A 25658-nucleotide genomic window follows, 5' to 3' on the forward strand; every position below is an offset into this window, starting at 1 on the left:
TATGGGCATCGTAAAGATTTCAGAGGACATGCACGAGAACCTGCGGATCTCCAGCAACGCCCTCAGCCGCTCGATCAACGCGCAGGCCGAACACTGGATGCGCATCGGCATGCTCGCCGAACTGCACCCCAACCTCGACCACAGCGCCATTTGCCGCTTGCTGATCCGCGCCGAACAGAACGGCGGGCTGGATCTGCAACAACTGACTCAGGAAGCCGTCAGCGCATGAGAAACCAGATCAAGATCAACACCCCGGCCGACATCGCGCAATCGCGCGCTGCCGGCAAACTCGCCGCTGAAGTGCTGGCGATGTTGGTGCCGCACGTCAAGGCGGGCGTCACCACTGATCAGCTCGATCAACTGTGTAATGACTACATCGTCAACGTGCAGAAAGCCGTGCCGGCCAACGTCGGCTATCACGGTTTTCCGAAAACCGTCTGCGCGTCGGTCAACGATGTGGTGTGCCACGGGATTCCATCGGGCACACCGCTGAAGGATGGCGATATCGTCAATCTCGATATCGCGGTGATCAAGGACGGCTGGTTCGGCGACACCAGCCGCATGTACGTGGTCGGTGAGGCGACGCCTGAGGCGCAGCACCTCATCAAGACTACCTATGACGCCATGTGCGCGGGGATTCGCGTGGTCAAGCCGGGCGCCACCTTGGGCGACATCGGCCACGCGATCCAGAGCCTGGCGGAGAAGGAAGGCTTCAGCGTAGTGCGCGAGTATTGCGGGCACGGGATCGGCAAGGTCTATCACGATGAGCCGCAGATTCTGCATTACGGCTTCCCGAATCAGGGCATGAAGCTCAAGGCCGGGATGATTTTTACCGTGGAGCCGATGCTCAATGCCGGCAAGCGTCATGTGAAGAACATGCCCGATGGCTGGACGGTGCTGACCAAGGATGGCTCGTTGTCGGCGCAGTGGGAGCATATGGTGGCTGTGACGGAGACCGGCTTCGAAATTCTCACTGCGTGGCCGGACGAGATTGAAGGCTACCGCGCCATTACCTGAGACCGTGTTGACTGGTTCCCTCACCCTAGCCCTCTCCCAAAGGGAGAGGGGACTGACCGGGTTGTTTGGATGAGGTACACCGACTTGGGATACCGAGTCGAACTCAAGTTTTGAACAGCACAGAGATCGGCTCCCTTTCCCCCTCGCCCCCTTGGGGGAGAGGGCTGGGGTGAGGGGGTAAATCCAACAGGCAACACGATTTCAGTGGGAGCCGGCGGCTTTGTTGAGGTCGCTGTCGGTCCATTCGGTGTAAACGCAAGCATCAGCGGTGGCCCAGCGTACTTGCACCGGGTCGCCAGCCTTGAGCGGCATGCCGGCGGCTGACAGTGCCTTAACCGTCATTGAGGTGCCGCCCGAGGTGACCACGCTGCAGGTTTGGCTCTCACCGAGAAACAACACTTCCACAACCTTCGCTGAAACCTCGTTCCAACCCGACGGCAACGGTTCGCTAATCGCTTGCGCCACGCTCAACGCAAGTGCCTTTTCCGGCCGCACCATCAGCAAAACATCCTGATCGGTGTGCAACCCAGCGGTCAGTCGAATCGATAATGACTGTCCTTCAAACGAAGCCGCCGCATTACCCTGCGCCTTGAGCTTGAGGAAGTTCGAGTTACCGAGGAACGACGCGACAAACGCATTCGGCGGATTCTGATACAGGTCATAACCACTGCCCAATCCAACAATCTTGCCGTGACTGAAAATCGCGATGCGTTGCGACAAGCGCATGGCTTCTTCCTGATCGTGGGTCACGTAAACGATGGTGATGCCCAGACGGCGATGCAGTTGGCGCAGTTCGTCCTGCAAATCCTCGCGCAGTTTTTTATCCAGCGCACCGAGCGGTTCGTCCATCAGCAAAATGCGTGGTTCGTAGACCAAGGCGCGGGCGATGGCGACACGTTGTTGCTGGCCGCCAGACAACTGCGAAGGGCGACGATGGGCGAACTGTTCCAGTTGCACCAGTTTCAGCATCGCATCGACGCGCTTTTCACGTTCGGCGGCCGCGAGTTTGCGAATCGCCAGCGGGAAGGCAATGTTGTCGCGCACCGACAAATGCGGGAAAAGCGAGTAGCGTTGAAACACCATGCCGATGTCACGCTTGTGCGGCGGCACATTTACCAGCGATTCACCGTTGACGAGGATTTCGCCGCTGCTCGGCGTTTCAAACCCGGCGAGCATCGACAGCGTCGTACTTTTGCCCGAGCCGCTGGAACCGAGAAAAGTGAGGAACTCACCGTCCTTGATGTCCAGCGAGATGTTGTCGACGGCAGCAAAATCGCCGTAGTGCTTGTTCAAGTTGCGCAGGCTGACCAGGGGTTTGTCGTTCTGCTGGGAAGCGTCTTTGATCACGGCACTCATGTCGTACTCCTGGCGCTCAGGCGCTGATTTCGTTGCGCCGGCGCAGCGCGGCGGCGATGCCCATGACCAACAACGACAAGCCGATCAGCAGCGTCGAAGCGACGGCGATCACTGGCGTCAAGTCCTGGCGCAAGGTGGTCCACATTTTCACGGGGAGGGTTTGCAGGGTCGGGCTGGCCATCATCACGCTGAGCACCACTTCGTCCCACGAGACCAGGAAGGCGAAGAGGGCGCCGGCGACCATGCCCGGGCGAATCGCCGGGAAGGTCACCTTGAACACCGCTTGCAACCGTGAGGCGCCGCAGATCACCGCCGCGTCTTCAATCGACTGATCGAACAGCTTCAGCGAGTTGATGATCGAGATGATGGTGAACGGCAGCGCGACGATCACATGGCTGACGACGAAGGCGAACATCGTCCCGGTGTAACCGAGCTTGAGGAACAGCGCGTACACCGCCACGGCGATGATCACCAGCGGCACGATCATCGGCAGGGTGAACAGGCCGTAGAGCATTTCCCGGCCGGGAAAACGTCCGCGCACCAGCGCAAACGCCGTCGGCAAACCAAGGGCCACGGCGCAGATCGTCGTCAGCACAGCAACCTTGAGGCTGGCGGCAGCGGCGCTCATCCAGTCCGGGTTGGAGAAGAACTGGCCGTACCATTTCAGCGTCCAGCCCGGTGGCGGAAACACCAGCCACTGCGAGGAGCCGAACGACAGCAGCACGATAAAGACGATCGGCAACAGCAGGAACAGACCGATCAGCCCGGTGGTGGCGTACAAGCCGAAGCGCATGCGCCGGCTCATCGCATTGGGGGTCAGGAGCATGTCGGCTTACCTCGCGTTACTGGCGCCAACCGGGGATTCCGGCTGAAGCTTCAGGTAGAAGTAGAACAGCACCAAAGTGATCGCGATCAGCAACGCGGCGCCGGCACTGGCCAGGCCCCAGTTGAGGAACGATTGCACCTGCTGAATGATGAACTCCGGAAGCATCATGTTCTGCGCCCCGCCGAGCAGCGCCGGGGTGACGTAGTAACCGAGCGACATGACGAACACCATCAGGCCACCGGAGGCCAGACCCGGCCGGCACAGCGGCAGGAACACCCGGAAGAAGTTGGTCCACGGGCTCGCGCCGCAGATCGAGCCGGCCTGCAGAATCATCGGATCGATGGCCTGCATGGTCGCCTGCAACGGCAGCACGATGAACGGAATCATGATGTAGCTCATGCCGATCACTACGCCGGTGAGGTTGTGCACCATTTCCAGCGGCTGATCGATGATGCCCATCGCCATCAAGGCCTTGTTGATCACGCCGGACGCTTGGAGCAGCACCAGCCACGAATAGGTGCGGGCGAGCAGGCTGGTCCACATCGACAGCAGCACGATGTTGAGAATCCAGCGACCCCAGCCGCGCGGCACCAGCGTGATCGCCCAGGCCAGTGGAAAGCCCAGCAGCAGGCTGAACAGCGTTACCAACCCGGCCACCGAAAAGGTGTTGAGCAGCACTCGCGCATAAGCGGAGTTGGCGAACAATTGTTCATAGTTGCCAAGGCCAGGCGTCGGTTCGAGCACGCCGCGCAACAGCAGGCCAATCAACGGCGCGAGAAAAAACAGGCCGATGAACAGCAGCGCCGGTACGAGGTTGCCGGCGCCGCGCCAGCGTTGTTTGAGGGACGGGGCTTGCTGCATCGCAACCGCCTGTGTTCCGTGGGCCGAGCCGGCAGCGCTTTGGGCGCTGCCGGTGGCAGTGGAGGGACGGGACGCGGTGGCCGCCATTTTCATTTGACCAGCCATTCGTTCCACCGTGTCGCGATGGCCTGGCCGTTTTTGGCCCAGTACGCGAAATCAAGAGTGATCTGATCCTTAGCGTAGGCAGTCGGCAGGTTGGGGGCCAGCGTCGAATCCAGACGCTCCACACTGTCGAGGTTGACCGGGGCGTAGGCGGTCAGGTTGGAGAAGTCGGCCTGGCCTTTGGCGCTGCTGGCGCTGGCCAGAAACTTCATCGCCGCGTCCTTGTTTTTCGAGCCCTTTGGAATCACCAGAATGTCGGCCATGACCAGGTTCTGTTTCCAGCTCACGCCAACCGGCGCGCCGTCTTCTTGCAGGGCGTGAATGCGACCGTTCCAGAACTGACCCATGCTCGCTTCACCGGACGCCAGCAGTTGCTGCGACTGCGCGCCGCCGCCCCACCAGACGATGTCTTTCTTGATGGTGTCGAGTTTCTTGAAGGCGCGATCCAGGTCCAGCGGGTAGAGCTTGTCGGCGGCTACGCCATCGGCCAGCAGCGCCAGTTCGAGCACGCCGGGGCTAGGCCATTTGTAGAGGGCGCGTTTGCCCGGGAAGGTCTTGGTGTCGAACAGGGCGCTCCAGTCCTGCGGCTTGTTGGCGCCGAGTTTGCCCTCGTTGTAGCCGAGGACGAAGGAGAAGAAGAACGAGCCGACGCCGTAGTCGCTGACGAAACGCGGGTCGATCTTGTCGCGCTGAATCACTTTGAAATCGAGGGGTTCGAGCAGGCCTTCAGCGGCGGCGCGCAGGGCGAAGTCGGCTTCGACATCGACCACGTCCCATTGCACGTTGCCGCTCTCGACCATGGCTTTGAGTTTGCCGTAGTCGGTCGGGCCGTCCTGCACGACGGTGATGCCGCTGGCCTTGCTGAACGGATCGGCCCAGGCCTGTTTCTGCGCATCCTGGGTGCTTCCGCCCCAGCTGACGAAGTTCACGCTTTCGGCAGCCATTGCAGCCTGGCCGGTGACGCTGAGCAGTCCCGCAAAAAAGATCGCGGTTGCAGCTTTGTTCAACACCATGTTCACGCCCTCATTGTTGTGTTTTTGAGCGGGCTTGCGTTGTTGCCCGCCTGTCGGGAGCAGTAGCTGGACGTTCGTTGAAGCGTCCGGTCTATGGAATATCATATTATGGTATTCCAAACTTTGTGCAAGCACTTTGCCTTACCGGTTATCTGGAGGCTGATGGTTTTTCACTTGAGAAATGTGGAGAAATTTTAGATCCAGCCCCTCACCCCAGCCCTCTCCCATTGGGAGAGGGGGAAAGGGAGCAGATCTTCATGCCGTTCAAAACCGAGCTCGAGTCGGCATTGGAAAGGGAGCCGGTCTTCATGTTGTTCAAAACCGAGCTCAACTTGGTATTGGAAAGGGAGCAGATCTTCATGCTGTTCAAAACCTGAGTTCGACTCGATATTTCAGGTCGGTGTATAGCTACTAAACAACGCGGTAGGCTCCCTCTCCCTTCGGGAGAGGGCTGGGGTGAGGGCAGCTTCATTCGGTAAACGGAATACTCTCTACCACTTCCAGGTCATACCCAGTCAACCCCGCATACTTCAGTGGCGGGCCGAGATGGCGCAATTTTCCAACCCCAAGGTTTTGCAGAATCTGTGCCCCAGTCCCCACCTCGGAATAAATCCGCGATTGCGAGCGACTGAACTGCCGTGGCGGCTGGGTCAATTGCGGCACCCGCTCCAGCAGCGCCTGCGACGACTCGTGATTGGCCAGCACCACCACAACCCCATGCCCCTCAGCCGCGACCCGTTGCAGCGCCGCCCATAGCGTCCAGTTGGTCGGCCCGTTGTACTCGGCGCCGACCAGATCCCGCAGCGGATCGATCACGTGCACGCGCACCAGCGTCGGCTCTTCACGGCGCAGATCGCCCATGACCATCGCCATGTGCACGCCGCCCTCGATGCGATCCTCAAAGGTGATCAAACGGAATGTGCCATGCACCGTCGGCAGCTCGCGTTCGCCAATCCGCTCGACGGTGTGTTCGGTGCTCAGGCGATAATGGATCAGGTCGGCGATGGTGCCGATCTTGATCCCGTGCTTGCGCGCAAACACCTCCAGATCCGGGCGGCGGGCCATGGTGCCGTCGTCGTTCATCACCTCGACGATCACCGAGGCCGGGGTGAAACCGGCCAATCGAGCCAGATCACAACCCGCTTCGGTATGCCTGGCGCGGGTCAGCACGCCACCTTCCTTGGCGCGCAACGGGAAGATGTGGCCCGGCTGCACCAGGTCTTCAGCGCGGGCATTCGGCGCGACAGCGGCGGCAACGGTGCAGGCGCGATCCGCTGCCGAGATACCGGTGGTCACGCCCACCGCCGCTTCGATCGACACGGTAAACGCGGTGCTGAACACGCTGCCATTGGCCGGCACCATTTGCTCCAGGCCCAGACGCTGGCAGTGGGCGTCGGTGAGCGTCAGGCAAATCAGCCCGCGCGCTTCACGGGCCATGAAGCTGATCGCCTCAGGCGTGCAACGGTCGGCGGCCAGCAACAGGTCGCCTTCGTTTTCGCGGTCTTCGTCATCGACCAGCAAAACCATTTTGCCGAGGCGATAATCTTCGATGATTTCTTCAATGCTGTTGAAGGCCATGCTGGACTCTCAGGGTTCGTTGGAAATATATTGGTATACCATAATACAAAATCAACAAAGAGGTCACTATGAAGGCGTACTGGATTGCTCATGTGGATATAGCCGATACCGATCACTACAGCCAATACACCCAGCGCGCGCCGGCAGCCTTCGCCGCGTTTGGCGCGAAGTTTCTGGCAAGAGGCGGGCGCAGCGAGGCGATGGAAGGGCGCGAGACGCCGCAACGCAGCGTAGTGATCGAGTTTGAGAGCTACGAAAAAGCCGTGGCGTGCTACCACTCGGCGGCGTATCAGGAAGCGAAAAGTTATCGCGAAGAATGGGCGAGGGCGGAGATCATCATCGTCGAAGGCATCGCCCCAATTTAAGCAACACCACTTAGTGATCGTTCCCACGCTCCGCGTGGGAATGCCTCTTCGGACGCTCCGCGTTCGGCGTTTCAGGGACGCGGAGCGTCCCGGGCTGCATTCCCACGCGGAGCGTGGGAACGATCATGCTGAATCAGCGGATAAAGTGGATCTTGCCGCTATCATCATTGCCCATGTAAATCCCATACACCCCAGCCTGACGCTCTTCGATATAGCGCTCAAGAATCTGCCGGATCGCCGGGTAATAAATCTGCTCCCACGGAATGTCTTCAGGCGCGAAGAACTTGTAATCCATGGTCTCCGGCCCGTACTGCCCGGTAATCTCCAGCGCGATCGCGCGGAAGATGATGTACACCTCGCTGATCTTCGGCACGCTGAAAATCGAGTACGGCGAGACGATTTCCGCGCGCACGCCGCTTTCTTCCCAGACTTCGCGGACCGCGGCTTGTTCAGTGGTCTCGCCGCTTTCCATGAAACCGGCGGGCAGCGTCCAGGTGCCCGGGCGCGGGGGAATCGCCCGTTGGCACAGCAGGTATTTGCCGTCCTGCTCGATGATGCAGCCGGCAATGATTTTCGGATTGATGTAGTGAATGTAGCCGCAGCCCCGGCACATCAGGCGCTCGTGCGTATCGCCCGGCGGCACCTGCTGACCGAGGTCAGGGCCACCGCATTTCGGGCAAAAGCTCGGGCTGAACATATCAGTGACCTATACGGGGTTCTTTCAGCGCGATGGGCAGGGTCATGGCCGGCGTGCCTTTAACGACAGAGCCGGTCTCTTCCTGCTTGCGCTTGAGATAGTCGAGCGCTACCGCAGCGGCAGCGCGAACGTGATCAACACAGGCCTGATGCGCCACCAGCGGATCGCCGCCCTTGATCGCCTCGACCATTTTTTCCATTTCCTGATTACTCGCGCCGCGACGGTTTTCCTGGGAAACCGAAGTCGCGCGGAGGTAGCTGATGCGCGCCTGCAACTGACGCAACTGAGTGGCCGCGACATGGTTGCCCGAGCCTTCGAGCAGCACGTCGTAGAAGCCTTGCACCGAGTCGATCACCTGTTGCAGTTCGCCGTCCTTGAGCGCCTTGCGGTTCTCGTCGAGGGCTTTTTCCAGGGCTTTGATGTCCTTGGCTTTGGCGCGCAGGGTGAACAGCTGCACGATCAGGCCTTCGAGTACGCAACGCAGTTCGTAGATGTCGACGGCATCGGCGAGGGTGATGATCGCCACGCGCGGGCCTTTGGCATCGGCGAACTCAACCAGACCTTCGGATTCCAGGTGACGCAAGGCTTCACGCACGGAGGTGCGGCTGACACCCAGGCGATCGCATAGATCGCGCTCGACCAGACGATCACCGGGCATGAGCTGGAAATTCATGATCGCGCTACGCAGTTTATCCAGCACGATTTCGCGCAGGGTAACGGGGTTGCGATTGACCTTGAAGCTGTCGTCGAGGGGCTGGCGTTTCATGGGGTCCGCTCTTTCGGTTGGCTGTCCATGCCAGACGGGCATCTAAACAGCCGAGGGGTTAACTGGGGCTTCGGCGTCGGCTTCGGCAAAGGCTTCACGGGCCAGCCGGAAACTGTCCACGGCTGCCGGAACGCCGCAATAAATGCCGACCTGAAGCAGAATTTCGCGTATTTGCTCACGACTCAGGCCGTTACGCAAGGCGCCACGCACATGCAGCTTGAGTTCGTGCGGACGGTTGAGCGCCGAGATCATCGCCAGGTTGATCATGCTGCGCTCCTTGAGCGACAAGCCTTCACGCCCCCAGACATGGCCCCAGCAGTATTCGGTGACCATTTCCTGCAGGGGGCGGGTGAAGTCGTCGGCGTTATCGATCGAGCGCTGCACGTAGGCTTCACCCAATACCTGAGTGCGGATCTTCAGGCCTTTTTCATACTTTTCGTTACTCATCATTCCTCCTCACAATGCAGATCCTCTTGTTGGAATGAACCCTGTGGTGAGGGGATTTATCCCCGACGGGGTGCGAAGCAGCCCCAACACCTGCAACCGCGATTTGCCAGACATACCGCGTGCGATGGTTTTACGGCTGCTTCGCAGCCGGTCGGGGATAAATCCCCTCACCACAATGGGCAGTTCCACAGTGGGATGTGTGTGGATCTATCAGGCCAGGGTCGGCAACGGGCCGAGCTTGCCTTTGTGGTAGATCATCGGTGTCACCGGTTGCTCGGGCAGGATCAGGTTCTTCACCGCGCCAACAATGATCGCGTGATCACCACCATCATATTCCCGCCACAACTCGCACTCGATGATCGCCGTCGCCTTGGCGAGAATCGGATTACCGAGTTCGCTCAAATGCCACTCGATACCGGCGGCCTTATCCTTGCCTTTACCGGCAAACGCATAGGCCTCGGCGGTCTGGTCAGCCGACAGCAAGTGAATCGCAAACTTCTTGCTGTCACGCAGAATCGGATAAGTGTCGGAGGCGTAGTTTGGGCAGAACAGCACCAGCGCCGGGTCGATCGACAGCGCGCTGAACGCACTGGCGGTGATGCCGACGATCCCGCCCTCCGGGTCAACGGTGGTAACCACCGTGACGCCGGACGGGAACGAGCTCATGACGTCTTTGTAAATGCCGGGTTCGATCATTTCGCAGGACTCCTAGCGCATCACAAACGGATCAGGCATCGGCGCCTGAGAAAGGTTGATCCACACCGTTTTCAGTTCGGTGTAGGCCAGCACCGAATCGATGCCGCTTTCGCGTCCATAGCCACTGTTCTTGAAGCCGCCGATCGGTGCCATAGCTGACACCGCGCGGTAAGTGTTGACCCAGATAATCCCCGAACGCACATCGCGAGCGAGGCGATGAGCCCGGCCCAAATCGCGCGTCCAGATGCCAGCTGCAAGGCCGAATTGCGAGTCGTTGGCGATCGCCAGCGCTTCCGCTTCATCTTTAAAGCGGATCACCGAAGCCACCGGGCCAAAGACTTCTTCCTGCATGATCTTCATCGAATTGCTGTCGCATTCGAACAGCGTTGGCTCGTAGAACCAGCCTTCGCCGAGATCGGTCGGACGCTTGCCGCCGGTACGCAAACGCGCGCCCTCGGCGATGGCATCGGCGACCAAACCTTCGACCACCGCCAGTTGCTGCGCGGTGGCCATCGGGCCCATTTCGCTGTTGTCTTCCTGCGGGTTGCCGATGCGAATGCGCTGGGCGCGTTCGACCAGTCGATTGACGAACTCGTCGTAGATCTCGTCCTGCACCAACAGCCGCGAACCGGACACGCAGCTCTGACCGGACGCTGCGTAGATCCCGGCAATCGCGCCGTTGATCGCGCTGTCCAGATCGGCGTCGGCGAAGATGATGTTCGGCGACTTGCCGCCCAGTTCCAGCGACAGCTTGGCGAAGTTCTCGGCGCTGCTGCGCACCACATGCCGCGCTGTCGCCGCGCCGCCGGTGAAGGCGATTTTACGGATCAGCGGATGGCGGGTGAGGGCGGCGCCGGTGCTCGGGCCGTAACCGGTGACGACGTTGACCACACCCGGCGGAATCCCTGCTTCGAGGGCCAGACGCGCCAGTTCCAGAATCGTCGCCGAGGCGTGCTCGGACGGTTTGATCACGATCGTGTTGCCAGCGGCGAGGGCCGGGGCGAGTTTGATCGCGGTCAGATAAAGCGGGCTGTTCCACGGAATGATCGCCGCGACCACACCCATCGCTTCGTGCACGGTGTAGGCGAACAGATCCGGCTTATCCAGCGGCAGCGTGCCGCCTTCGAGCTTGTCGGCAAGGCCGGCGGTGTAGTGGAAAAACTCCGGCAGATAGCTGACCTGGCCACGGGTCTCGCGGATCAGCTTACCGTTGTCGCGGCTTTCCAGCTGCGCCAGTTGTTCTTTATTTTCGGCGATCAAGTCACCGAGACGGCGCAGCAGTTTGCCGCGTGCGGTGGCGGTCAGGCCACGCCACGCCGGGCTGTCGAAGGCAGTCTGTGCCGACTGCACGGCGCGCTCGACGTCCGCCTCATCAGCGTCAGGCAGCTCGGCCCAGGCTTGCGCCGTGGCCGGGTTGAGGCTTTCGAAGGTCTTGCCGGAGAGGGCGTCGACCCATTCTCCGCCGATGCACATCTGGAAGCGTGCGAGTGTCATGCAACGATCCCCTTTATATGGTTTTGTCGGGAGTGTGCGAATTGGAGAAATTCCAGCAGCGTCTGATTGACCAGACGCGGCGACTCTACGGGCATCATATGCCGTTGCTCGGGCAGCACGGCAACCTTTGCACCGGGGATGCGTCGAGCCAGTTGCTCGGCCATTTCCGGGGTCGAACCCGGGTCGAGTTCGCCGGTGGCGATCAGCGTCGGCGCCTGAATGCTGCCCAGGTCGTCAACGCGGTACATGTCTTGGGTGGCGAACAATTCGTAAGTGGTCAGGTAGCCTTGCGGATCATTGCCGGCCAGGGTCTGGCGAATCGCGGCGATCTGCGCCGGATTGGCCGCCTGATATTCGCGGCTGAACCAGCGTGACAGCGCCGCTTCGGCATTGGCGTCCGGGCCATGTTCGGCCGCTTGCGCGGTGCGAGCAATGACGCCGGCACGCTGTTCTTCGCTGCGGTTGAACACGCTGTTCAACACCACCAGGCTTTGCAGGCGCTGCGGATAATGCAAGGCAAAGGCCCGCGCGACCAGACCGCCCATGGAGAAGCCGATCACCGCTGCCTGGGGTAGATTCAGATGATCAAGCAGCTCCAGCAACTGATCGGCGTAACCGAGCAGATTGGTGCCGCTGGCCGGTCGCGGGCTGGCGCCATGCCCGAGCATGTCGTAGGCGATCACCCGGTACTGGCTGGACAGGCCGACAATCTGCCCGCCCCACATTTCTTTATTCAGGCCCACGCCGTGGATCAAAACCACGGGCTGGCCTTGGCCGGTCGCCAGGTAACTGGTGCCAGCCGGGGTGAGTTCAGCGGTGAGCCGAATCATGGAGCGCTCCTGCAATGCCTTTTTATTGTGGTTACTGGGCTTTTTCGGCAGCCAGTTCTTCCAGATCGATGTAGCGGTTGCCAATGCGCGGGTGCAGGCGACCACCGTCGGCGCAGCCCAGCACCACAACGATTTCGTCGGCACGCGGCGCGTCTTCGATCTGCATTTCCAGGGTGATGTAGTGCGAACGCTGACCTTCGTCGTCCTTGTGCATCATCGGGATCTGGATCGAGGTGCCCGGGCCGCCGCGCTTGTTGGTGAAGCTCAAGTAGCTCTTGGCGTTGACGGCTTCACGGTAGTGGTTGCCGAAGCGCAGGGTGTGGATCACGGCGGAGGCGTGTTCGATCTCGCCGTCAGCACCGACCACGGCGGCTTTGCCGTAGGCCTCGATCTTCTCGGCACCGCCGATTATGCCGACCAGACGCTCAACCATCAGCGCACCGAGGTCGGAGCAGTTGGCGCGGATCTGCGGCTTGAGGTCTTCGACGAAACCGTTGCCCACCCAAGGGTTTTTCATCACCACGGCGAGGCCGACCATGGTCACTGGCTTGTCAGTGGCTTTGCCGCCTTCGATGAAGGTTTCTTCGACATAGCTGACGATCTTGCGAATTTCGAAACTCATGAGCTGCTCCGTAGGGGGATTGAGAGTGTCTGTGCGTCTGATGGTATACCATAATACCGATCGTGCAAGTCCCCCTCGCAAGATTCCCCTCATCCATCCGACGAATCCTCCGTCATCACAACGCAAAATTCCTGTAGGAGCCGCGGCACGCTGCGATCTTTTGATCTTTAAAGACCAGGATCAAAAGATCGCAGCCTCGTTTCACTCGTCAGCTCCTACGGGGGGATGCGTTCATTCCGTGCGGTTAACAAAAGATAACGTGGCGCCGATTGTCAGACGTTTCGAAAGCCCGATAGGATGAGCCAGCTTCCGAAGTGGCTCTGGATTGCGGGTTTCAGGACTATGCTCCTGAGCAGCCATCAGCGGAGCACACTTGCGGCGCCCTTGAAGGCCAGATGGCCTAACAATAATAAAGAGGGGAAGGTCTATGAGTCGTTGCCGCCCGCCGGCGTTACGCAACACCGCGTTGCTGGCCACAGCACTGTCCATGCTGGGTCTGGCCACGTTATCGGCACCGGTGATCGCCGCCGAGGCCCCAGCCGACGTGGTCTATGCCACCGAATCCGGCAAAGCCGCGAAAAGCCTGATTCTCGATGTAGTCCACGCCGGAACCCGGCTGGTGGCGGTCGGGGATCGCGGGCACATCCTTTATTCCGATGATCAGGGCAAAACCTGGACCCAGGCCAAGGTGCCGAGCCGGCAACTGCTCACCGCCGTGTATTTTGTCGACGACAAACACGGCTGGGCGGTCGGGCATGACGCACAAGTCCTCGCCAGCGCAGACGGCGGTCTGACCTGGACCAAGCAATTTGAAGACCTCAAACGTGAATCGCCGCTGCTCGATGTCTGGTTCAAGGACGTCAACAGCGGCTTCGCCGTGGGCGCTTATGGTGCGCTGTTGGAAACCACCGACGGCGGCAAGAATTGGCAAGACGTCAGCGATCGCCTCGACAACGAAGACCAGTTCCACCTCAACGCCATCGCGGCGGTGAAGGACGCCGGGCTGTTCATCGTCGGCGAGTCGGGCAGCATGTTCCGCTCCGCCGACGACGGCCAGACCTGGGAAAAACTCGAAGGCCCGTACGAAGGTTCGCTGTTCGGCGTGATCGGCACGGCCCAGCCACAAACCCTGTTGGCCTACGGGTTGCGCGGCAACCTCTACCGCTCTACCGATTTCGGCAGCAGCTGGGAGCAGGTCGAGCTGAAAGCCGCGCGCGGTGCGCTGGAGTTCGGCCTCTCAGGCGCAACCTTGCTGCCGGACGGTTCGATTGTGATCGTCGGCAACGGCGGCTCGGTGATCAGCAGCAGCGACAACGGCGAGACCTTCAGTGTGTTCAACCGTCCGGATCGTATCTCGCTGTCGTCCGTCACCGCTGCCGGCGACGGCAACCTGATTCTGACCGGGCAGGGTGGCCTGCACACGACCCAGCCGAACGGCGCCGAAGTTAATAATAAGAAGGCGGGGCTATGACTTCCTTGATCACTCCTCAGCAGGAAAAGGCGACGTTTCTTGAGCGCCTGATTTTCAACAACCGCCCGGCAGTAATCCTGATCTGTCTGGTGGTGAGCATTTTCCTGTTCTGGCAGGCGACGCTGATCCGGCCGTCGACCAGTTTCGAAAAAATGATCCCGCTCAAGCATCCGTTCATCGAGAAGATGATGGAGCACCGCAACGATCTGGCGAACCTTGGCAACACCGTGCGCATTTCGGTCGAAGCCACCGACGGCGACATCTTCTCCAAGGAATACATGGAGACCCTGCGTCAGATCAACGACGAGGTGTTCTACATTTCCGGCGTCGACCGTTCCGGCCTGAAGTCACTGTGGAGCCCGAGCGTACGCTGGACCGAAGTGACCGAAGAGGGTTTTGCCGGCGGTGAAGTGATCCCGCAGAGCTACAACGGCTCGCAGGACAGCCTCGATCTGCTGCGCAACAACGTGCTCAAGTCCGGCCAGGTCGGGCGTCTGGTGTCCAACGACTTCAAGTCGAGCATCGTCGACATTCCGCTGCTGGAGTCCTATCCGGACCCGCAGGATCAGGGCAAGTTGCTGGCGCTGGACTATCGCCAGTTCTCCCATGAACTCGAAGACAAGATCCGCAACAAGTTCGAAGCGCAAAACCCCAACATCAAGATCCACATCGTCGGTTTCGCCAAGAAAGTCGGCGACTTGATCGACGGTCTGGTGATGGTGGTGCTGTTCTTCGGTATTGCGTTCGTCATCACCCTGATCCTGCTGTTGTGGTTCACCAACTGCGTGCGCAGCACCATCGCGGTGTTGAGCACGACGCTGGTGGCGGTGGTCTGGCAGCTCGGTCTGATGCACTTCTTCGGATTCGGACTTGATCCGTATTCGATGCTGGTGCCGTTCCTGATTTTCGCCATCGGTATTTCCCACGGCGTGCAGAAGATCAACGGTATCGCCCTGCAATCCAGCGAGGCTGACAACGCCTTGACCGCAGCGCGGCGCACCTTCCGGCAACTGTTCCTGCCGGGGATGATCGCAATTCTCGCGGATGCGGTGGGCTTCATCACCCTGCTGATCATCGACATTGGCGTGATCCGTGAGCTGGCCATCGGCGCGTCGATCGGCGTGGCGGTGATCGTGTTCACCAACCTGATCCTGCTGCCGGTGGCGATTTCCTATGTCGGCATCAGCAAGCGTGCGATTGCCAAGAGCAAGAAAGACGCGAACCGCGAACATCCGTTCTGGCGCCTGCTGTCGAACTTCGCCAACCCGAAAGTTGCACGCATTTCGGTGGTGCTGGCGCTGATCGCCTTCGGTGGCGGCCTCTGGTACAGCCAGAACCTGAAAATCGGCGACCTCGACCAGGGCGCACCGGAACTGCGTCCGGACTCGCGCTACAACAAGGACAACAACTTCATCATCAACAACTACTCGACCAGTTCCGACGTGCTGGTGGTGATGGTCAAGACCAAGTCGGAAGGCTGCTCACGCTACGAAGCCATGGCGCCGATCGACGAGTTGATGTGGAAGATGCAGAACACCGAGGGCGTGCAGTCGGCGATCTCGCTGGTGACCGTGTCCAAGCAGATGATCAAGGGCATGAACGAGGGCAACCTGAAGTGGGAAACCCTGTCGCGCAACCCGGACGTGCTGAACAACTCGATTGCTCGTGCCGATGGCCTGTACAACAACAGCTGCTCGTTGGCGCCGGTGCTGGTGTTCCTCAACGATCACAAGGCTGAAACCCTGGATCGTGCCGTTCACGCGGTGCAGGAATTCGCCAAGGACAACAACAAGGACGGTCTGGAATTCATCCTCGCGGCCGGTAACGCCGGGATCGAAGCGGCCACCAACGAAGTCATCAAACAGGCTGAGCTGACCATCCTGATTCTGGTGTACATCTGCGTGGCGGTGATGTGCATGATCACCTTCCGTTCGTGGGCGGCGACCTTGTGCATTGTCCTGCCGCTGGTGCTGACCTCGGTACTCGGCAACGCGCTGATGGCGTTCATGGGCATCGGCGTGAAGGTTGCGACGTTGCCGGTGGTGGCGCTGGGTGTGGGGATTGGTGTCGACTACGGCATCTACATCTACAGCCGCCTGGAAAGTTTCCTGCGTGCCGGCCTGCCGTTGCAGGAAGCCTATTACCAGACGCTGAAATCCACCGGTAAAGCGGTGCTGTTCACCGGTCTGTGCCTGGCGATCGGTGTGTGCACGTGGATCTTCTCGGCGATCAAGTTCCAGGCCGACATGGGCCTGATGCTGACCTTCATGCTGCTGTGGAACATGTTCGGTGCGCTGTGGCTGCTGCCGGCACTGGCGAAGTTCCTGATCAAGCCGGAGAAACTGGCAGGGCAGAAGGGCAATTCGCTGTTTGCGCATTGATCTGAAAGGCTGAAACGACAAAGCCGCAACCTAGGATTGCGGCTTTTTTACATTTTATGATCCACACAAAACCCTGTGGGAGCTGGCTTGCCAGCGATAGCGGACTTATCAGCCAACATCAGTGTTGAATGTTAAGCCCTCATCGCTGGCAAGCCAGCTCCCACAGGTTTTTTTGTGTTCAGGAGAGTTCTGTGCCGAGCACTACGCTGAGTGCACTGCGCGCATCGTCCAGTTGCACCAACGTCGCATGCCGGGCGCCAAGGGCATCGCGATTCTCGATCGCAGTCAGAATTGCTTTGTGCCGAGGCAACGCCAACTCATGCAAATTCGGCCGCTGATTCGAATGCTTCAACGCCTCGGCAATCGCCACAGACAACATATTGCACAGATTCGCCAGCAAATCGTTGTGCGTCGCATCGGCAATCCGGCTATGGAAATCCAGATCCGGCTGCAACAACGCTTCTGGCGTCGGCGCCGCTTCCATGCGCTGATACGCCTCACCAATCGAAGCAATATCAGCCTCGGTCGCATGCTGGGCGGCGAGGGCAGCGGCGGCCGGTTCAATAATGCTGCGCACACTGGTCAACACATTGAAGAATTCATTCTGCGGGCTGCTTTGCATCAGCCAATGCAGTACGTCCGGGTCGAGCATGTGCCATTCGCGGCGTGCCTTGACCACTGTTCCCACACGCGGCCTGGAATACACCAGACCTTTGGCCACCAACACCCGCGTGGCTTCACGCAATACCGGGCGGCTGACCGCGTACTCCTCGCAGAGCAAGGCTTCGGCGGGCAGTTTGTCGTCGGGCTTGAAGCGTCCGGAGACGATCTGCATGCCCAGTTCCTGGACGATGCGCGAGTGCATGCTTTTGCGGTCGGAGGGTTTGCGGTAATCCATGGGGAACGGCGCGATCCTGAGCGATGGAGATGCCGCGCATCATAGCAGGCACCAGACAAACTTGAGGGAGTACACAAAATGATCGTTCCCACGCGGAGCGTGGGAACGATCAACTTCTACAGGGGAATGCATTCCAATGTAGGAGCTGCCGAAGGCTGCGATCTTTTGCTCTTAATGGGAATGGCGCGGCACTTCAGCCCCTCGGCAACCGACCAGGAAGTCAAAGTCACAGCCCTGATCCGCCTGCAGCACATGGTCGATGTACAACTGACGATACCCACCCACCAACAATTGCTGCGGCGGTTGCAAATCTGCCATGCGCGCCGCCAGTTCGGCATCCGGAATATCCAGGTGCAGACGCCCGGTCGCGCAATCCAGCTCGATCCAGTCGCCTTCCTTCACCGTCGCCAAAGGCCCGCCAGCCGCCGCTTCCGGCGCCACGTGCAAGACCACCGTGCCGTACGCGGTGCCGCTCATCCGTGCATCGGAGATACGCACCATGTCCGTCACACCCTGCGCCAACAGCTTTGCCGGTAAACCCATGTTGCCGACTTCGGCCATGCCCGGATAACCCTTCGGCCCGCAGTTCTTCATTACCAGAATCGAATCTTTATCGACGTCCAGCTCCGGATCATTGATCCGCGCCTTGTACATGTCGAAGTTCTCGAACACCACCGCACGGCCGCGATGCTGCATCAGTTCCGGCGTGGCGGCGGACGGCTTGAGCACTGCACCGAGCGGCGCCAGATTGCCGCGCAACACACAAATCCCGCCGTCGGCGCGAATCGGATTATCGAGCGTGCGGATCACTTCGTCTTCGCCATAGATCGGCGCGTCCTTGGTGTTCTCGCCAATGGATTTGCCATTGACGGTCAACGCATTCGGATGAGGAATCAGATTGGCTTCACCGAGACGGCGCAGCACCGCTGGCAAACCACCGGCGTAATAGAACTCCTCCATCAGGAAACGCCCGGACGGTTGCAGGTCGACGATGGTCGGCATGCCGCGCCCCATGCGCGTCCAGTCATCCAGATCCAGCTCGACACCGATGCGCCCGGCGATGGCTTTCAAGTGAATCACCGCGTTGGTCGAACCACCGATGGCCGCGTTAACCCGAATAGCGTTTTCGAAGGCTTCCTTAGTGAGGATCTTCGATAGACGAAGGTCTTCGCGCACCATCTCCACCGCGCGCATGCCGGACATGTGCGCCAACACATAACGTCGCGCATCCACCGCCGGAATCGCCGCGTTGTGCGGCAGCGAAGTGCCGAGTGCTTCAGCCATGCACGCCATGGTCGACGCGGTGCCCATGGTGTTGCAGGTGCCCGCCGAACGCGACATGCCGCCCTCGGCTGCAAGGAAATCGTCGATGGTGATGGTGCCAGCCTTGACCTGTTCGCTGAGCTGCCAGACCACCGTGCCGGAACCAATGTCCTTGCCCTTGTGCTTGCCGTTGAGCATCGGCCCGCCGGTCACGACAATCGCCGGCACATCGCAACTGGCCGCGCCCATCAGCAGCGCCGGGGTGGTTTTGTCGCAACCGGTCAGCAGTACCACGCCGTCAATCGGGTTGCCGCGAATCGCTTCTTCGACGTCCATGCTCGCCAGGTTGCGGGTGAGCATGGCGGTCGGGCGCAGGTTCGATTCGCCGTTGGAGAACACCGGGAATTCCACTGGAAAACCACCGGCCTCGATCACCCCGCGTTTGACGTGCTCCGCGATCTGGCGGAAGTGCGCGTTGCACGGGGTCAGTTCCGACCAGGTGTTGCAGATGCCGATGATCGGCTTGCCGTGGAACTGGTGGTCGGCGATGCCCTGATTCTTCATCCAGCTGCGGTACATGAAGCCGTTCTTGTCGGCCGTGCCAAACCATTGGGCGGAGCGCAGGGTGGGTTTCTTATCAGACATGATCGATTCTCTTATTGTATGACTATAGTGTTCCAGCTACGGCTTAATCTAAGCTCAAAATCCTAGGTTTGGAAGTGTTGTTGGTGAATTAGTATTACTATATAGTCGTTTTCGACGGAGGGATGGCCCTGACGGTTTACCGAGAGAGGCGTCCCCCGAGGTTCTATAAAAACAACAATCGGAGACCGATCTCATGAGCCAGGAACTGCGGCTGATACGGCGCATTACGCTGAAACTGATTCCCTTCCTGATCCTGCTGTACCTGATCGCCTATGTGGATCGCTCCGCCGTTGGCTTCGCCAAGCTGCACATGGGCGCCGACATCGGCATCGGCGATGCGGCTTACGGCCTCGGCGCCGGGCTGTTCTTCATTGGCTACTTCCTCCTCGAAATTCCCAGCAACCTGATGCTCGAACGCTTCGGCGCACGGCGCTGGTTCGCGCGAATCATGATCACCTGGGGCGCCATCACCATCGGCATGGCCTTCGTCCAGGGCCCGCACAGTTTCTACGTGATGCGCTTTCTGCTCGGCGCGGCCGAGGCGGGGTTCTTCCCCGGCGTGCTCTACTACATCACCCAATGGTTCCCGGTGCGCCATCGCGGCAAGATCCTTGGCCTGTTCATCCTTTCGCAACCGATCGCGATGATGATCACCGGCCCGGTGTCCGGCGGTTTGCTCGGCATGGACGGCGTGCTCGGCCTGCACGGCTGGCAGTGGCTGTTCATCGTCATCGGCACCCCGGCGATCCTGCTGACCTGGCCGGTATTGCGCTGGTTGCCGGACGGCCCGCAGCAAGTGAAATGGATGGATCAGGCCGAGAAAGACTGGCTGACCGGCGAGCTGAAAAAAGATCTGCAGGCATACGGCCAGACCCGCCACGGCAACCCGCTGCATGCGCTGAAAGACAAACGCGTGTTGCTGCTGGCGCTGTTTTACCTGCCGGTGACGTTGAGCATTTATGGTTTGGGTTTGTGGTTGCCGACGCTGATCAAGCAGTTCGGTGGCAGTGACCTGGTCACCGGTTTTGTGTCGTCGGTGCCGTATATCTTCGGGATCATCGGTCTGCTGATCGTGCCGCGCAGTTCTGACCGTTTGAATGATCGCTACGGGCATTTGGCGGTGCTGTATGTGCTGGGCGCGATTGGTCTGTTCATGAGCGCTTGGCTGTCGTTGCCGGTGGCGCAACTGGCGGCGCTGTGCCTGGTGGCGTTTGCGCTGTTTTCCTGCACGGCGGTGTTCTGGACCTTGCCGGGGCGGTTCTTTGCCGGTGCGAGTGCGGCGGCGGGGATTGCCTTGATCAATTCGGTGGGCAATCTCGGCGGGTACATCGGGCCGTTCGTGATTGGTGCGTTGAAGGAATACACCGGCAATCTGGCGTCAGGGCTGTACTTCCTCTCGGGGGTGATGGTGTTCGGCTTGATCCTGACCGGCATCGTCTACCGTGTACTGGAACGCAAACACGTCCTGCCGGTTGACCAATTCGCCGCCAGCGCCCGCGGTGCTACCCGTACCTGAAACCCAACCACCAATCACCACTAAACCTGTGGGAGCTGGCTTGCCAGCGATGACGGCGGCACATCCAGCATTGATGTATCAGCCAGATTGCCATCGCTGGCAAGCCAGCTCCCACAGGGTTTTGCAGTGTTTCGAAGTTTTGTAGACAGGAGAGGACATATGCATCTGGTTCAATTCGAATTAAGCAACCGCGAACGCCGCGTCGGCGTGGTCGACAACGGTCTGGTGCGCGAAGTGCAGGACGCCCACACAGTGCGCGATCTGGCCCTGGCCGCGATCGAGGCCGGCAACACCCTTGAGCAGCAAGTGCAAACCTTGGGCCTCGGCATCTGCCACGACTACGCCGAACTGCTGTCGCAACTGCGCATCCTGCCGCCACTCGACCACCCGGATCCTGCGCACATGCTGATCAGCGGCACCGGCCTGACCCATCTGGGCAGCGCTTCGGCGCGCGACAAGATGCACCAGCAAGCCGGCGACGAAGCGACGATGACCGACACCATGCGCATCTTCAAATGGGGCGTGGAGGGCGGCAAACCGGCGGCGGGACAGGCCGGTGTGCAACCGGAATGGTTCTATAAAGGCGATGGCAGCATCGTCGTCCGCCCCGGCCAGCCGTTCCCGGTACCGCCGTTTGCCGAAGACGCCGGCGAGGAGCCAGAAATGGCCGGCCTCTACCTCATCGGCAACGACGGCAAGCCTTATCGACTGGGCTTTGCGGTCGGCAACGAGTTCTCCGATCACATCATGGAGCGCAAGAATTACCTGTACCTCGCGCACTCGAAATTGCGCAGTTGCAGCTATGGCCCGGAACTTCGCACCGGTCAATTGCCTCAACATCTGGCAGGCACCAGTCGCATCCTGCGTGACGGCGAAGTGCTCTGGCAGAACGAGTTTCTCAGTGGCGAGGCGAACATGTGCCACAGCCTCGCTAACCTCGAGTATCACCACTTCAAGTACAGCCAGTTCCTGCGTCCCGGCGACGTGCACATCCACTTCTTCGGCACTGCGACCCTGTCGTTTGCCGATGGCATCCGCACCCAGCCGGGCGACGTCTTCGAAATCAGCCAGGCCGAATTCGGCGCGCCGCTGGTCAACGGCATCGTTCCGGTTCCAGCGGCGTTTGAACCGGACAGCATCGGCACCCTTTAAGGAGATCCCATGACTCAGATTCTCGGTCACAACTACATCGGCGGTCAGCGCAGTGCCGCTGGCGACGTCAAATTGCAATCGGTCGACGCCACCACGGGCGAACAACTGCCGCACGATTTCATTCAGGCCACGGTAGAAGAAGTCGACGCCGCCGCCAAAGCCGCCGCTGCTGCTTATCCGGCCTATCGCAGCCTCAGCGCCGAACGCCGCGCGCAGTTTCTCGACGCGATTGCCGATGAGCTGGACGCGCTGGGTGATGACTTCGTCGCCGTGGTCTGCCGCGAAACCGCGTTGCCGGCCGGTCGTATTCAGGGGGAGCGCGGGCGTACCAGCGGCCAGATGCGCCTGTTCGCCAAAGTCCTGCGCCGGGGCGATTTCTACGGTGCGCGGATCGACCTGCCGTTGCCGGATCGTCAGCCGTTGCCACGCCCGGATCTGCGTCAATACCGCATCGGCCTCGGCCCTGTAGCGGTATTCGGTGCAAGCAACTTTCCATTGGCCTTTTCCACCGCTGGCGGCGACACCGCGTCGGCATTGGCCGCCGGTTGCCCAGTAGTGTTCAAGGCCCACAGCGGCCACATGGCGACAGCAGAACTGGTCGCCGATGCACTGATCCGCGCAGCGGAAAAAACCGCGATGCCGGCGGGCGTGTTCAACATGATCTACGGCGGTGGTGTCGGTGAATGGCTGGTCAAGCACCCGGCGATTCAGGCGGTCGGTTTCACCGGTTCGCTCAAGGGTGGTCGTGCGCTGTGCGACATGGCTGCCGCGCGCCCGCAGCCGATCCCGGTGTTCGCCGAGATGTCGAGCATCAACCCGGTGATCGTTTTGCCGCAGGCACTGGCCGAGCGATCCGAAACCATCGCCCGCGATTTGACCGCCTCGGTGGTGCAAGGCTGCGGTCAGTTCTGTACCAATCCGGGTCTGGTCATCGGGATTCGCTCGCCAGAGTTCAGCGCGTTCGTGCAGCAGGTCGCTGGTTTGATCGGTGATCAACCGGCGCAAACCATGCTCAACGCCGGCACCCTCGGCAGCTACGGCAAAGGCTTGCAGAAGCTGATGGCGCATCCTGGCATCGAGCATCTGGCCGGCAATCCACAGCAAGGCAATCAGGCGCAGCCGCAGTTGTTCAAGGCGGACGCCAGCCTGTTGATCGATGGCGATGAAGTGCTCCAGGAAGAAGTGTTCGGCCCGACCACGGTGATTGTTGAAGTGGCCGACAAAGCTCAACTCAGCGCCGCGCTGCACGGTCTGCATGGGCAACTGACGGCGACGATTATCGGTGAACTGGCGGACTTCGAGCGCTTCGTCGAACTGACGCCGCTGCTGGAACAGAAGGTCGGGCGCATTCTGCTCAACGGCTATCCGACCGGTGTCGAAGTATGCGACTCGATGGTCCACGGCGGGCCATACCCGGCAACGTCAGATGCGCGCGGCACCTCCGTCGGCACGCTGGCCATCGACCGTTTCCTGCGCCCGGTGTGCTTCCAGAACTACCCGGACAGCTTGTTGCCCGAGCCGCTGAAAAACGCCAACCCATTGCGCATCCAGCGCCTGGTCGACGGCAAACCTAGCCGCGAAGCCCTCTGACACCATCCCACAAATCACTGTGGGAAAATCTCCCACAGGTTTTGTGGTGTGGCACAGGTAGTGATTACACAGAAGAACCCTGTGGGAGCTGGCTTGCCAGCGATGTCGGCGGTACATCCAATATAGATGTGGCCGACATATCGCTATCGCTGGCAAGCCAGCTCCCACAGGGTTCTTCAACGTCAATGAGCTATCATTGGCCCTTTCCCCCCTAGAAAGACTGTTTGCCATGACTGCCCAAACCCTTCTCAACGCCCTCGAACACTGCGGTATGGTCGAAATCGACGGCCTGCATGCCTTCGAATTCGCCCTCGACGAAGACGACAACCTGCACATTGAATGCATCGATGGTCGTGCGGCCAAGCATTGGGAATTCACCCCGGCCCAGGTGGCAGCGGCGACGTTTGATGACTCGCTGCAGAGCTGGTTGATCGTCGGCTATTTCAATGAAACCAAAACGATCGGCGAACACCGCCTGGTTTGCCATGGCGATGTCGTCAGCAGCAGCGACGACGAGGATGACACTGATGAAAATGCGTAAATTCTGGCCGCTGTTGATGGCCGGCAGCGTCGGCGCCATGGGCCTGTCCACGGCGTCCGCCGAGAACTTCCAGTTGCTGGTCGGCTCCTACACCGCCGGCACCAGCCAAGGCATCTATCGCATGAACTTCGACAGCGCCACTGGCCAGATCGAGGCCAAGCCGCTGCAAGTGGTCAAGAGCGAAAACCCGTCGTGGCTGACCCTGTCCAAAGACCAGCATCGCCTGTTCGTGGTCAATGAAAACGGCCCGGGCCAGAAAGACCCGGTCGGCCGCGTCAGCAGCTATTCGATCGATCCGAAAACCCACGCCCTGACCCTGATCAATCAAGTGCAGAGCCTAGGCAACGAGCCGACCCATTCGAGCCTCAGCGCTGACGCCAGCCATTTGTTCGTGAGTAACTATTCGGTGATGGAAGATCCGGGTGGAACGCTGGCGGTGTTGCCGGTCGGTGCCGACGGCAAACTCAAACCCGTCGTGCAAATGAGCGCGCACCCGGCGAGTCGGGTCAATCCTGAGCGCCAGGCCTCGAACCACGTGCACTCGACAGTTTCCTCGCCGGACGGTCGCTACGTGTTCTCCAATGACCTGGGCGCGGACAAGGTCTTCATTTACCAATTCGATCCGAAAGCCAACCCGGACTTGCCGCTGACCCCGGCGAAAACCGCCTCGGTCGCCTTGCCGGCCGGCAGCGGCCCGCGTCATCTGCTGTTCAGTGCTGACGGTAAACACGCCTGGCTGAGCATGGAAATGAGCGCGCAGGTTGCGGTGTTCGATTACAACGACGGCGTGCTGACCCAGACGCAACTGGTTGACCTGGCTGCCGGCCAGCCGACCTCGGACAAGGCCGGCGCTGCGCTGCACACCTCGGCGGATGGCAAGTTCCTCTACGTCAGCAACCGTGGCACTGCCAATCAACTGGTGGTGTTCAGCATCGATCCGGCGACCGCCCAGCTCAGAGAGCTGCAAAAGCGTTCGGTGGAAGGTGATCACCCGCGCGAATTCAGCCTTGATCCGAGCGGCAAGTTCTTGCTGATTGCCAACCAGAAGAGCAACCAGATTGTCGTCGTTGAACGCGACAGCAAGACCGGTTTGCTCGGCAAAACCGTGCAAAAACTGCCGATGGACGCCCCTAGCGATCTCAAGTTTCTAGTGCGACAATAAGCCACAGGCCCCGTTTTACGGGGCCTGTCTCTTTGTATTAATCGCGCTGATATCCGGTAATGCTACAAAGCATTTCAAGCGATCAACCCTCGAGCGTTAAGTTTGCTTCACAGCCCAACCGGGCAAGCAAGCCAACCGAACACGAGGGTTACCGCCATGAACTTCAATCTCTTCTCCGTTATCGCCGCTTCCGCCATCTCCGCCACCGTGGTGCTGCCAGCCGGTGCCAACGTTGAAATCGCCAGTAAAAAATCCCACACCCAGAGCTACACCCAAAAATACCTGCAACAGAGCGCCAACTTCTACGCCGCCCTGGATCACAAAATCCAACACTGAACGCCTGCACACAACTCCCCTGTAGGAGCTGCG

General features: G+C 60.2%; 26 protein-coding genes. 12 read left to right on the forward strand and 14 right to left on the reverse strand.

Annotated elements, in window-relative coordinates; all coding sequences use genetic code 11:
* Window position 1 precedes the first annotated feature (1 nt).
* The gene (locus tag EJA70_RS12095) at window positions 2-229 is read left to right on the forward strand and encodes a ParD-like family protein (protein WP_007918027.1); all 228 of its coding nucleotides are present in this window, start codon (window positions 2-4) and stop codon (window positions 227-229) included.
* Complete coding sequence (map, locus tag EJA70_RS12100; protein WP_158830914.1) at window positions 226-1017, forward strand: type I methionyl aminopeptidase; 792 nt, start codon at window positions 226-228, stop codon at window positions 1015-1017. Before EJA70_RS12095 ends, map begins: the two co-directional genes overlap by 4 nt.
* Before the next feature lie 201 nt (window positions 1018-1218).
* Here map and EJA70_RS12105 read toward each other — a convergent pair whose 3' ends face one another.
* Genes EJA70_RS12105 through EJA70_RS12120 form a run of 4 tightly spaced genes read right to left on the reverse strand, consistent with a single transcriptional unit; the run spans window position 1219 to window position 5175 of the window.
* On the reverse strand, window positions 1219-2373 hold the full coding sequence (locus EJA70_RS12105; RefSeq protein ID WP_158830915.1) for an ABC transporter ATP-binding protein: 1155 nt from the start codon (window positions 2371-2373) through the stop codon (window positions 1219-1221).
* Between the two features lie 16 nt (window positions 2374-2389).
* Window positions 2390-3199, reverse strand: coding sequence for an ABC transporter permease (locus EJA70_RS12110; protein ID WP_158830916.1), 810 nt, complete (start codon window positions 3197-3199; stop codon window positions 2390-2392).
* Window positions 3200-3205: 6 nt separating this feature from the next.
* Window positions 3206-4153, reverse strand: coding sequence for an ABC transporter permease (locus EJA70_RS12115; RefSeq protein ID WP_178116850.1), 948 nt, complete (start codon window positions 4151-4153; stop codon window positions 3206-3208).
* Complete coding sequence (locus EJA70_RS12120; RefSeq protein WP_158830918.1) at window positions 4150-5175, reverse strand: ABC transporter substrate-binding protein; 1026 nt, start codon at window positions 5173-5175, stop codon at window positions 4150-4152. Before EJA70_RS12120 ends, EJA70_RS12115 begins: the two co-directional genes overlap by 4 nt.
* A 77-nt stretch (window positions 5176-5252) precedes the next feature.
* Here EJA70_RS12120 and EJA70_RS12125 point away from each other — a divergent pair, with 77 nt between their 5' ends.
* Window positions 5253-5552, forward strand: a complete 300-nt coding sequence (locus EJA70_RS12125; protein ID WP_158830919.1) for a hypothetical protein — start codon at window positions 5253-5255, stop codon at window positions 5550-5552.
* Window positions 5553-5643: 91 nt separating this feature from the next.
* On the opposite strand, the gene ribBA is transcribed toward EJA70_RS12125, so the two are convergent.
* Window positions 5644-6753, reverse strand: a complete 1110-nt coding sequence (ribBA, locus tag EJA70_RS12130) for a bifunctional 3,4-dihydroxy-2-butanone-4-phosphate synthase/GTP cyclohydrolase II (protein WP_158830920.1) — start codon at window positions 6751-6753, stop codon at window positions 5644-5646.
* Window positions 6754-6821: 68 nt separating this feature from the next.
* Here ribBA and EJA70_RS12135 point away from each other — a divergent pair, with 68 nt between their 5' ends.
* Window positions 6822-7118 carry a DUF1330 domain-containing protein gene (locus EJA70_RS12135; protein WP_158830921.1) on the forward strand — a complete coding sequence of 99 codons (297 nt, stop codon included), beginning with the start codon at window positions 6822-6824 and terminating at the stop codon, window positions 7116-7118.
* Window positions 7119-7251: 133 nt separating this feature from the next.
* On the opposite strand, the gene EJA70_RS12145 is transcribed toward EJA70_RS12135, so the two are convergent.
* From EJA70_RS12145 to EJA70_RS12175, 7 genes are all read right to left on the reverse strand, one after another.
* Window positions 7252-7815, reverse strand: coding sequence for an NUDIX hydrolase (locus tag EJA70_RS12145; protein WP_158830922.1), 564 nt, complete (start codon window positions 7813-7815; stop codon window positions 7252-7254).
* Between the two features lies 1 nt (window position 7816).
* Entirely contained in the window at window positions 7817-8581 is a 765-nt protein-coding gene (locus tag EJA70_RS12150; RefSeq protein WP_110720961.1) for a GntR family transcriptional regulator, read from the reverse strand.
* A 42-nt stretch (window positions 8582-8623) separates the two neighbouring features.
* Complete coding sequence (locus tag EJA70_RS12155) at window positions 8624-9028, reverse strand: carboxymuconolactone decarboxylase family protein (RefSeq protein WP_053121180.1); 405 nt, start codon at window positions 9026-9028, stop codon at window positions 8624-8626.
* 210 nt (window positions 9029-9238) lie between these two features.
* On the reverse strand, window positions 9239-9724 hold the full coding sequence (locus EJA70_RS12160; protein WP_038368096.1) for a flavin reductase family protein: 486 nt from the start codon (window positions 9722-9724) through the stop codon (window positions 9239-9241).
* Window positions 9725-9736: 12 nt separating this feature from the next.
* Window positions 9737-11218, reverse strand: coding sequence for an aldehyde dehydrogenase (locus EJA70_RS12165; protein WP_158830923.1), 1482 nt, complete (start codon window positions 11216-11218; stop codon window positions 9737-9739).
* Window positions 11215-12048, reverse strand: coding sequence for an alpha/beta fold hydrolase (locus EJA70_RS12170; protein WP_158830924.1), 834 nt, complete (start codon window positions 12046-12048; stop codon window positions 11215-11217). The genes EJA70_RS12165 and EJA70_RS12170 overlap by 4 nt, the downstream gene beginning before the upstream one ends.
* A gap of 31 nt (window positions 12049-12079) precedes the next feature.
* Complete coding sequence (locus EJA70_RS12175) at window positions 12080-12670, reverse strand: amino acid synthesis family protein (RefSeq protein WP_007917992.1); 591 nt, start codon at window positions 12668-12670, stop codon at window positions 12080-12082.
* Between the two features lie 427 nt (window positions 12671-13097).
* Here EJA70_RS12175 and EJA70_RS12180 point away from each other — a divergent pair, with 427 nt between their 5' ends.
* On the forward strand, window positions 13098-14141 hold the full coding sequence (locus tag EJA70_RS12180; RefSeq protein WP_158830925.1) for a YCF48-related protein: 1044 nt from the start codon (window positions 13098-13100) through the stop codon (window positions 14139-14141).
* Entirely contained in the window at window positions 14138-16522 is a 2385-nt protein-coding gene (locus EJA70_RS12185) for an RND family transporter (protein ID WP_008088046.1), read from the forward strand. The genes EJA70_RS12180 and EJA70_RS12185 overlap by 4 nt, the downstream gene beginning before the upstream one ends.
* Before the next feature lie 178 nt (window positions 16523-16700).
* On the opposite strand, the gene EJA70_RS12190 is transcribed toward EJA70_RS12185, so the two are convergent.
* Together EJA70_RS12190 and EJA70_RS12195 are read right to left on the reverse strand one after the other, a co-directional pair.
* Entirely contained in the window at window positions 16701-17420 is a 720-nt protein-coding gene (locus tag EJA70_RS12190; protein WP_158830926.1) for a FadR/GntR family transcriptional regulator, read from the reverse strand.
* A gap of 171 nt (window positions 17421-17591) precedes the next feature.
* Entirely contained in the window at window positions 17592-19328 is a 1737-nt protein-coding gene (locus EJA70_RS12195) for an IlvD/Edd family dehydratase (RefSeq protein WP_008088043.1), read from the reverse strand.
* Between the two features lie 193 nt (window positions 19329-19521).
* Between EJA70_RS12195 and EJA70_RS12200 the strand changes: the two genes are divergently transcribed.
* From EJA70_RS12200 to EJA70_RS12225, 6 genes are all read left to right on the forward strand, one after another.
* Window positions 19522-20844, forward strand: coding sequence for an MFS transporter (locus EJA70_RS12200; RefSeq protein WP_158830927.1), 1323 nt, complete (start codon window positions 19522-19524; stop codon window positions 20842-20844).
* A gap of 159 nt (window positions 20845-21003) precedes the next feature.
* Entirely contained in the window at window positions 21004-21996 is a 993-nt protein-coding gene (gene araD1, locus EJA70_RS12205; RefSeq protein ID WP_158830928.1) for an AraD1 family protein, read from the forward strand.
* Window positions 21997-22005: 9 nt separating this feature from the next.
* Window positions 22006-23586, forward strand: coding sequence for an aldehyde dehydrogenase (NADP(+)) (locus EJA70_RS12210; RefSeq protein ID WP_158830929.1), 1581 nt, complete (start codon window positions 22006-22008; stop codon window positions 23584-23586).
* Between the two features lie 229 nt (window positions 23587-23815).
* Window positions 23816-24127, forward strand: a complete 312-nt coding sequence (locus EJA70_RS12215; protein ID WP_158830930.1) for a DUF5629 family protein — start codon at window positions 23816-23818, stop codon at window positions 24125-24127.
* The gene (locus EJA70_RS12220; protein WP_158830931.1) at window positions 24114-25289 is read left to right on the forward strand and encodes a lactonase family protein; all 1176 of its coding nucleotides are present in this window, start codon (window positions 24114-24116) and stop codon (window positions 25287-25289) included. The genes EJA70_RS12215 and EJA70_RS12220 overlap by 14 nt, the downstream gene beginning before the upstream one ends.
* Before the next feature lie 156 nt (window positions 25290-25445).
* Entirely contained in the window at window positions 25446-25625 is a 180-nt protein-coding gene (locus EJA70_RS12225; RefSeq protein ID WP_158830932.1) for a hypothetical protein, read from the forward strand.
* The last annotated feature ends 33 nt before the right edge of the window (window positions 25626-25658 follow it).

The sequence above is a fragment of the Pseudomonas sp. PB103 genome (assembly GCF_009764635.1).
GTDB lineage: Bacteria > Pseudomonadota > Gammaproteobacteria > Pseudomonadales > Pseudomonadaceae > Aquipseudomonas.

Excerpts from the sequence above, each read along its gene's own strand:
- EJA70_RS12170 (WP_158830924.1), bottom strand. The coding sequence starts at position 12,048 with ATGATTCGGCTCACCGCTGAACTCACCCCGGCTGGCACCAGTTACCTG.
- EJA70_RS12115 (WP_178116850.1), bottom strand. The coding sequence starts at position 4,153 with ATGAAAATGGCGGCCACCGCGTCCCGTCCCTCCACTGCCACCGGCAGC.
- EJA70_RS12215 (WP_158830930.1), top strand. The coding sequence starts at position 23,816 with ATGACTGCCCAAACCCTTCTCAACGCCCTCGAACACTGCGGTATGGTC.
- araD1 (WP_158830928.1), top strand. The coding sequence starts at position 21,004 with ATGCATCTGGTTCAATTCGAATTAAGCAACCGCGAACGCCGCGTCGGC.
- EJA70_RS12200 (WP_158830927.1), top strand. The coding sequence starts at position 19,522 with ATGAGCCAGGAACTGCGGCTGATACGGCGCATTACGCTGAAACTGATT.
- EJA70_RS12180 (WP_158830925.1), top strand. The coding sequence starts at position 13,098 with ATGAGTCGTTGCCGCCCGCCGGCGTTACGCAACACCGCGTTGCTGGCC.
- EJA70_RS12150 (WP_110720961.1), bottom strand. The coding sequence starts at position 8,581 with ATGAAACGCCAGCCCCTCGACGACAGCTTCAAGGTCAATCGCAACCCC.
- EJA70_RS12165 (WP_158830923.1), bottom strand. The coding sequence starts at position 11,218 with ATGACACTCGCACGCTTCCAGATGTGCATCGGCGGAGAATGGGTCGAC.
- EJA70_RS12185 (WP_008088046.1), top strand. The coding sequence starts at position 14,138 with ATGACTTCCTTGATCACTCCTCAGCAGGAAAAGGCGACGTTTCTTGAG.
- EJA70_RS12175 (WP_007917992.1), bottom strand. The coding sequence starts at position 12,670 with ATGAGTTTCGAAATTCGCAAGATCGTCAGCTATGTCGAAGAAACCTTC.
- EJA70_RS12220 (WP_158830931.1), top strand. The coding sequence starts at position 24,114 with ATGAAAATGCGTAAATTCTGGCCGCTGTTGATGGCCGGCAGCGTCGGC.
- EJA70_RS12225 (WP_158830932.1), top strand. The coding sequence starts at position 25,446 with ATGAACTTCAATCTCTTCTCCGTTATCGCCGCTTCCGCCATCTCCGCC.
- EJA70_RS12195 (WP_008088043.1), bottom strand. The coding sequence starts at position 19,328 with ATGTCTGATAAGAAACCCACCCTGCGCTCCGCCCAATGGTTTGGCACG.
- EJA70_RS12155 (WP_053121180.1), bottom strand. The coding sequence starts at position 9,028 with ATGAGTAACGAAAAGTATGAAAAAGGCCTGAAGATCCGCACTCAGGTA.
- EJA70_RS12210 (WP_158830929.1), top strand. The coding sequence starts at position 22,006 with ATGACTCAGATTCTCGGTCACAACTACATCGGCGGTCAGCGCAGTGCC.
- EJA70_RS12145 (WP_158830922.1), bottom strand. The coding sequence starts at position 7,815 with ATGTTCAGCCCGAGCTTTTGCCCGAAATGCGGTGGCCCTGACCTCGGT.
- map (WP_158830914.1), top strand. The coding sequence starts at position 226 with ATGAGAAACCAGATCAAGATCAACACCCCGGCCGACATCGCGCAATCG.
- EJA70_RS12110 (WP_158830916.1), bottom strand. The coding sequence starts at position 3,199 with ATGCTCCTGACCCCCAATGCGATGAGCCGGCGCATGCGCTTCGGCTTG.
- EJA70_RS12160 (WP_038368096.1), bottom strand. The coding sequence starts at position 9,724 with ATGATCGAACCCGGCATTTACAAAGACGTCATGAGCTCGTTCCCGTCC.
- EJA70_RS12095 (WP_007918027.1), top strand. The coding sequence starts at position 2 with ATGGGCATCGTAAAGATTTCAGAGGACATGCACGAGAACCTGCGGATC.
- EJA70_RS12135 (WP_158830921.1), top strand. The coding sequence starts at position 6,822 with ATGAAGGCGTACTGGATTGCTCATGTGGATATAGCCGATACCGATCAC.
- EJA70_RS12190 (WP_158830926.1), bottom strand. The coding sequence starts at position 17,420 with ATGGATTACCGCAAACCCTCCGACCGCAAAAGCATGCACTCGCGCATC.
- EJA70_RS12105 (WP_158830915.1), bottom strand. The coding sequence starts at position 2,373 with ATGAGTGCCGTGATCAAAGACGCTTCCCAGCAGAACGACAAACCCCTG.
- EJA70_RS12120 (WP_158830918.1), bottom strand. The coding sequence starts at position 5,175 with ATGGTGTTGAACAAAGCTGCAACCGCGATCTTTTTTGCGGGACTGCTC.
- ribBA (WP_158830920.1), bottom strand. The coding sequence starts at position 6,753 with ATGGCCTTCAACAGCATTGAAGAAATCATCGAAGATTATCGCCTCGGC.